Origin of the sequence: Streptomyces sp. NPDC090045 (assembly GCF_044747975.1) — a bacterium.
Lineage (GTDB): Bacteria > Actinomycetota > Actinomycetes > Streptomycetales > Streptomycetaceae > Streptomyces.
The window spans coordinates 1-5,156 of record NZ_JBIVFA010000010.1; the positions used below are offsets into that span (position 1 = coordinate 1).

Annotated in this window: 7 protein-coding genes, 1 tRNA gene and 2 pseudogenes; 3 read left to right on the top strand and 7 right to left on the bottom strand. The window is 73.3% G+C overall.

All coding sequences use genetic code 11. From position 1 onward, the window contains the following. Together ACIPYQ_RS24960 and ACIPYQ_RS24965 are read left to right on the top strand one after the other, a co-directional pair. A pseudogene (locus ACIPYQ_RS24960) lies at positions 1-239 on the top strand (IS5/IS1182 family transposase); the annotation flags it as partial. A 39-nt stretch (positions 240-278) separates the two neighbouring features. After that, complete coding sequence (locus tag ACIPYQ_RS24965) at positions 279-1,238, top strand: tyrosine-type recombinase/integrase (protein WP_401255063.1); 960 nt, start codon at positions 279-281, stop codon at positions 1,236-1,238. Between the two features lie 99 nt (positions 1,239-1,337). On the opposite strand, the gene ACIPYQ_RS24970 is transcribed toward ACIPYQ_RS24965, so the two are convergent. The 7 genes from ACIPYQ_RS24970 to ACIPYQ_RS25000 all read right to left on the bottom strand — a co-directional run bounded on the left by ACIPYQ_RS24970 (position 1,338) and on the right by ACIPYQ_RS25000 (position 4,579). Beyond that, positions 1,338-1,411: transfer RNA gene (locus ACIPYQ_RS24970), tRNA-Pro, on the bottom strand. 155 nt (positions 1,412-1,566) lie between these two features. Beyond that, positions 1,567-1,929: an MmcQ/YjbR family DNA-binding protein gene (locus tag ACIPYQ_RS24975; RefSeq protein WP_362233462.1), complete on the bottom strand. Its 363-nt coding sequence runs from the start codon at positions 1,927-1,929 to the stop codon at positions 1,567-1,569. A gap of 72 nt (positions 1,930-2,001) precedes the next feature. Then, positions 2,002-2,571 (bottom strand): GAF domain-containing protein, encoded by a 570-nt coding sequence (locus ACIPYQ_RS24980; protein ID WP_361751948.1) that lies wholly within the window; start codon positions 2,569-2,571, stop codon positions 2,002-2,004. Positions 2,572-2,597: 26 nt separating this feature from the next. Then, a complete protein-coding gene (locus ACIPYQ_RS24985) occupies positions 2,598-3,206 on the bottom strand; it encodes a GTP-binding protein (protein WP_401255067.1) in 609 nt (202 codons plus the stop codon). Beyond that, a complete protein-coding gene (locus tag ACIPYQ_RS24990; RefSeq protein ID WP_401255070.1) occupies positions 3,184-3,603 on the bottom strand; it encodes a DUF742 domain-containing protein in 420 nt (139 codons plus the stop codon). The genes ACIPYQ_RS24985 and ACIPYQ_RS24990 overlap by 23 nt, the downstream gene beginning before the upstream one ends. Continuing rightward, on the bottom strand, positions 3,600-4,073 hold the full coding sequence (locus ACIPYQ_RS24995; RefSeq protein ID WP_401255073.1) for a roadblock/LC7 domain-containing protein: 474 nt from the start codon (positions 4,071-4,073) through the stop codon (positions 3,600-3,602). Before ACIPYQ_RS24995 ends, ACIPYQ_RS24990 begins: the two co-directional genes overlap by 4 nt. Next, positions 4,070-4,579 carry a hypothetical protein gene (locus ACIPYQ_RS25000; protein ID WP_401255076.1) on the bottom strand — a complete coding sequence of 170 codons (510 nt, stop codon included), beginning with the start codon at positions 4,577-4,579 and terminating at the stop codon, positions 4,070-4,072. The genes ACIPYQ_RS24995 and ACIPYQ_RS25000 overlap by 4 nt, the downstream gene beginning before the upstream one ends. Positions 4,580-4,958: 379 nt before the next feature. Between ACIPYQ_RS25000 and ACIPYQ_RS25005 the strand changes: the two are divergent. Further along, positions 4,959-5,156: pseudogene (locus tag ACIPYQ_RS25005) on the top strand (immediate early protein); the annotation flags it as partial.

The window sequence follows — 5,156 nt, forward strand, 5'->3', positions numbered from 1 at the left end:
GAATCCGGGCGGTGATCCCGCAACCCGTCGACCAGGCCGCCAACCGCAAGCGCCTCGGCCGACTTGGCGGCCGTCCACCGGCCTTCGACCGCGAGGCCTACAAGCAGCGCAACACCGTCGAACGCTGCATCAACAAGCTCAAGCAGTGGCGCGGCCTTGCCACCCGCTACGACAAGACCGCCACCATCTACCTTGCCGGACTCCACCTCGCCGCCATCTTCATCTGGTCAGCAAGATGATCCGAAGGAAACGCCCTAGCCGACTACGGCACCGCGAACATGGACCTCGCGCTTCGAGGGCTCGAACTCAAGACGCTCGACCCCTATATGGCCGGTTGGCGTCTGCGTGTAGTGCCCTCCCTCGGGCACCTGCCGGTTTGGATGATCACCAACGGCGCCGTGGACCGCACCGTCTACCGGTGGATCGCAGACGAGCTCAGCCGCTCCACCGTGAAGAACACCATCGCCGTCCTCGTTCACGTCATGGAGCAGGCCGTTCGTGACGGGCTCATCAAGGTCAACCCTGCCCGGGTCAGCGGCTGGCAGCGCCAGTACCAGCAGGTCGAGGACGAACTGAACGACCCGCGTGCGCTGGCCCTGCCAGACTGGGAGACCCTCCAGGCCCTCGCCAAAGCCCTGGTCGCCCGCTCATACGGCCAATACCAGGGCTGGGGCGACGTCGTCACCCCGCCGCATCCACAGCAGCCCGCATCGGCGAGGTATCCGGAGTCCGCATCAAGGACATCGACACCGACAACTGGATCTGGACCGTACGACGGCAGACCACCCCCGCCCAAGGCGGGCTCGTCGACAAGGCAACAAAGGGAAAGCGCGCCCGCAAGGTACCCCTCATCGAAGAAGTACGGCCGATGGTCGCCCAGCGGCTGCTGGCCGTCGGCAATGACCCCGATGCCCGGATCTTCTTCGGACCGCGTGGCGGTCGCATCACCCGCCGTCCTACGTGACGCCACCCACTGGGACGACGTCGTCGCCGAGCTCGGCTTCGAGCACCTTCGACGACACGACCTGCGGCACACCGGACTGACCTGGTTCGCCGACGCCGGCGTCCCGCTGAACGTCCTGCGCAAGATCGCCGGGCACGGCTCGCTGACCACCACTCAGCGCTACCTGCACCCCGACGCCGGGCAGATCACCGCAGCCGGTGCCGCGCTGTCCGCGCACCTCATGGTGCTCCGTGCACCTCGTTCGCTGCCACTCACGGCAATGACCGCCGTCTGACCCGCTCGAACCGGTTTGGTCCCCAACTGGTCCCCCAAAACGATCAAGGGGCCGTTTCAGATTGCTCTGAAACGGCCCCTGATCTGCGACTCTCTCGAGTCGGGACGACAGGATTTGAACCTGCGACCCCTTGACCCCCAGTCAAGTGCGCTACCAAGCTGCGCCACGTCCCGATACCCGCTGACCTGGGGTTTCCCCTGGCCGAACGCGCATGAGAACGATACCGCATTTCTGTGGGTGGTCGCGCGCACCTTTTCCGCTACCGGTTCCACGGGGGCCGCGGCGGCCACGGACGCCGGTCCCCGCGCCGTACGGCGGCGCCCCGCGCTCAGCCCGCGTCGCCCGACAGCTCCGGATGGGCCGCGACCAGCCGTTTCGGGGCCGCCTGGAGCCAGGAGTCGGTCAGGATGGAACGCAGCTCGGCCGCGTCCCGCAGGGCCTCCAGGCGGACCCGGATCCAGGCGTAGTTGTCGTCGTGGCCCGGGCGCATGAAGAACTTCTCCGGCTCCGCCGCGATCAGCTCGGCCCGGTCCTCCTTGGGGCATTTCACCCCGATCGAGGTGTCGTCGTCGGCCAGCGCGACGAAGATCTTCCCGCCGACCCGGAAGGTCGGCATGCCCCAGGCGAGCTTCTCGCTGCTGTCCGGGAGCGACAGCGCGATCAGGCGGACGTCCTGTGCGGTCGTGGCCATCCCCGAGACTCCTCTCCAGCCACCGGTGAACCCTCGTCCGACGACCGTAGCCCCCACCACTGACAGTCGCCCTCACCCCCGCCGGTCCGCCGCGCGGGTCTCCGCCCGGTCCTCGCGTTCGTGCACCAGTGCCACCAGCTCCGCGGCCAGCGCCTTCACCGTGGCGAGCCCCTCCGTCCCCCACCGCCGCGGCACCACGTCCACGGCGCACACCGTGCCGAGGACGATCCCGCGCCGGTCGGTCAGCGGCGCGCCCATGTAGGAGCGCACCCCGCTCTCGTCCACGACCGCGTTGCCCGCGAAGCGCGCGAAGTCCCGTACGTCCTCCAGCACCAGCGCGCGCCGCCGGACCACCACGTGCGGGCAGTAGCCGTGGTCGCGGGCCAGGACCCGCGCCGGGTACCCGCGGGCCGGGGCCTCGGCCGCGTGGTGCAGTCCGGCGAAGAACTGCCGTTCCTCACCGATGAAGTTGACCCCCGCGTACGGGGCCTCGAGCACGTCGGCGACCCGCCTCGCGAAGGCGTCCAGTTCGGCGTCGGTCCGCTCCCCCAGACCCAGCTCGCGCAGCCGGACGACGCGCGCGGGCGCCTCCCGGTCCACCGGGGTGAGCAGCAGGTGTCCGGTCGATTCGTAGTACGTCATGGCGGTTCCCCCGACTCCGAAGACGATCAGCTGACGGCGGCAGCGGCCGTGCCGGTGCCCGTGGACATGCACAGGAGGTGCCGGACGAGGGCGGCCAGGGTCCCCGTACCGGAACTGGTCAGGCGCGCGTCGCACCGTACGACGGGCACCTCGGGCCCGAGCCCCACCGCTTCGCGGACCTCGTCGGTCGTGTAGCGGTGGGCTTCGTCGAACTCGTTGACGGCGACGATGAAGCCGATCCCGCGCCGCTCGAAGAAGTCCACGGCGGGGAAGCAGTCGGCGAGGCGGCGGGTGTCGGCGAGCACCACCGCCCCGAGCGCGCCCGCGCACAGCTCCTCCCACAGGAACCAGAAGCGGTGCTGTCCGGGTGTGCCGAACAGGTAGAGCACGTGGCGCTCGTCCAGGGTGATCCGGCCGAAGTCGAGGGCCACGGTCGTGGTGGTCTTCGCCTCGACCCCGTGCAGCGGGTCGGCGGCGGCGCTGAGGTCGCTGAGCAGTTCCTCCGTGCTCAGCGGCTCGATCTCGCTCACCGCGCCCACGAAGGTGGTCTTGCCCGCGCCGAAACCGCCCGCGACCAGGATCTTCAAGGTCGCGGGGGCGGGCGCGGGGGCTTCAGAGCCGTCTGCGCAGGCCATCGAGCACCGCCTCCAGCAGTGACCGGTCGGTGGCGGCGAACCCGTCGCCGCCGATGCCGGGGAACCTCGGCGCCTGCGCCATGACGGCGCCGTGTTCCATCAGGTCGGACAGCAGCACCTTCACCACCGCGGCCGGCAGCCGCAGCTGCCCGGCCACCTCGGCGACGGTGACCGCGGCGGCGCCCGCGCACAGCCGCAGCGCGAGGGTGTGCTCGGCCCCGAACGGGATGCGCGGGCGCGCCCCGGTCGCGGTCACCAGCGAGAGCAGGTCGAGCGAGACGCCCGGCCGGGTCCGCCCGCCGCTGGCGGTGTACGGGCGCATCACCCGGCCCGCCGAGTCGTCGAGCCACGGCGTGTCCCGCCCCTTCGCGTACGCCCCCGTACCGCGGACCCTCATCGCTCCGGGGCGGCGGCGGGCCGCCGCGGCGGGGCCGCCAGGTACGGACGCACGCTCTTGACCAGCATCGCCATCTCGTAGCCGAGCACGCCGGCGTCGGCCTCGCGGCCGGCGAGGACGGCCAGGCAGGTCCCGGATCCGGCCGCGGAGACGAAGACGAGCGCGGTGTCGAGTTCGACGACGACCTGCCGCACCTCGGCGCCGTCCCCGAAGCGGGCGCCGGCGCTGCGGCCCAGCGAGTACAGGCCGGACGCGAGGGCCGCCAGGTGGTCGGCGCTGTCGGCGTCCAGGCCGTGCACGCAGGTGACGAGGCCGTCGGCGGTGAGGAGCACGGCGCTGCGCGTGTACGGCACGCGCTGCACCAGGCCGCTGAGCAGCCAGTCGAGGTCCGAGAGCCGACTGCCGGTCTTCGTCGCCACTTCGCCGCCCATGGGGGTGTGCTCCTTGCTGGGGTGGGTTGTCGGGGTCATAGCTGGTTCTCCGACTGGGCGAGGCCGAAGCCCCGTTGGAAGGCGGCCATCAGGCCCGGATCGTGCAGCGGCTGCTCGGCGTCCGTGGCCGGGCGCGGTACGGGCGCCTCGCGCAGCTGCGGTGCCAGGTGCTGCTGCGCCCGCCGCCGGGGCAGCACGGGCCGTTCCTCCTCGTCCCCGGGCTCGCCGGGCAGGCCCGGGCCGTCGGCCCACGGCTCCCCCTGGCCCATGTCGCCGGCCCGCTGAGCGGGCAGCGCCGCGCCGGAGGCTCGCCGCGGCAGGACGGGGGCTCCGGCCCACGACTCGGCCACCGGCTCGCTCGGAGCAGGGGTCGGCGCAAGCGCCGACGGGACCGCGGGCCCGGCCGACGTCGGGGACCCGCCTCGCGCGGCCGCTCCGTCCCCGTGCTCGGGCGCGGTCCAGAGCCGGGCCTCCGGCCCCGCCAGGGGCCCGGCCGGGGGCTCGACCGGAACCCCGGCCCGTGGAGCGCCCTCCAGCCACGTCAACGGCCCACCGCCGGTCGCCGACCCGGGCCGGGACCCGGCCGGGGCCTCGGCCCAAGGGTCGGCCGCCGTACCGGGCACCGGCCCGGCCGGAGCCCCGGCTCGCGGCGCGGGGCCGGCCGTAGTCGGGGCCCCGGCCCAGGGGGCGGGGACCGGAGCGCCCGGGGCCTCGGCGGGCGACGGCGAAATGAACCGCGGCGCCGGGTCGGCCGGAGCCTCGGAGCCGGTCCGGGGCGCGGGCAGGGAGGAGGCTGGAGAGCCGGAACGGGGCCGACGGGCAGGGCCCGACGAGGCGGGGCGCAACGGGACGGCACCCGACGAGGCAGGGCCCAACGGGACGGGGCCCGACGGAGCAGGGCCCGACGAGGCAGGGCTCGCCGGGGTGGCGCCCAACAGGGCAGGGCCCGACGAGGCGGGGCCCAACGGGGTGGCGCCCGACCAGGCGGGGCCCGCAGGGTCGGCGCCCAACGGAGCAGAGCCCGCAAGGGCAGGGCTCGCCGGGGTGGCGCCCGACGGAGCAGAGCCCGACGAGGCAGGGCTCGCCGAGGTGGCGCCCAACCGGGCAGGGCCCGACGAGGCA

Bases quoted from the DNA above. Each gene is read 5' to 3' on its own strand.
- ACIPYQ_RS24995 (WP_401255073.1), bottom strand. From the start codon at position 4,073: ATGACCCCGACAACCCACCCCAGCAAGGAGCACACCCCCATGGGCGGC.
- ACIPYQ_RS24990 (WP_401255070.1), bottom strand. From the start codon at position 3,603: ATGAGGGTCCGCGGTACGGGGGCGTACGCGAAGGGGCGGGACACGCCG.
- ACIPYQ_RS24965 (WP_401255063.1), top strand. From the start codon at position 279: ATGGACCTCGCGCTTCGAGGGCTCGAACTCAAGACGCTCGACCCCTAT.
- ACIPYQ_RS24975 (WP_362233462.1), bottom strand. From the start codon at position 1,929: ATGGCCACGACCGCACAGGACGTCCGCCTGATCGCGCTGTCGCTCCCG.
- ACIPYQ_RS24985 (WP_401255067.1), bottom strand. From the start codon at position 3,206: ATGGCCTGCGCAGACGGCTCTGAAGCCCCCGCGCCCGCCCCCGCGACC.
- ACIPYQ_RS24980 (WP_361751948.1), bottom strand. From the start codon at position 2,571: ATGACGTACTACGAATCGACCGGACACCTGCTGCTCACCCCGGTGGAC.